1 pseudogene is annotated in these 403 nt (G+C 62.0%); it reads right to left on the minus strand.

From position 1 onward, the window contains the following. Positions 1-291, minus strand: a pseudogene (locus QWI17_RS09820) (efflux transporter periplasmic adaptor subunit); the annotation flags it as partial. Positions 292-403: the final 112 nt, after the last annotated feature.

A 403-nucleotide genomic window follows, 5' to 3' on the forward strand; every position in this document is an offset into this window, starting at 1 on the left:
GTCGATCAGGAACAGCACATCGCCTTGCTTGACGTCACTGCCTTCGCGGTACACCCGCTTGAGCACCACGCCGGCGACCCGCGCGCGCACTTCTGCGGTACGCGGGGCCAGGATGCGGCCACTGAGTTCGCTGCTGATGGCCAAGGGCTGCAGTTGCAGGGTTTCCACCCGTACTTGCGGGGTGGGCGCCTGTTCGTCTTGCTCGGCGCTGTTGCCGCAGCCGGCCAGGGACAGGCTCAGAAACGCCAGAAGCGCCACTGGGCGCAGGCGAAGGGAGAGGGTAGTAGGCATGCGGATCTTCCGATGATGACGGGGTATATGCTACGGCAGGCATTGCTGGGCGGCTGTTAATACCTGTAGGGCGAGTGTGAAAAAATGTAAAGAACAAGCCTGTGGTGTTGCA

This window comes from Gilvimarinus gilvus, from assembly GCF_030518155.1.
Classification (GTDB): Bacteria; Pseudomonadota; Gammaproteobacteria; order Pseudomonadales; family Cellvibrionaceae; genus Gilvimarinus; species Gilvimarinus gilvus.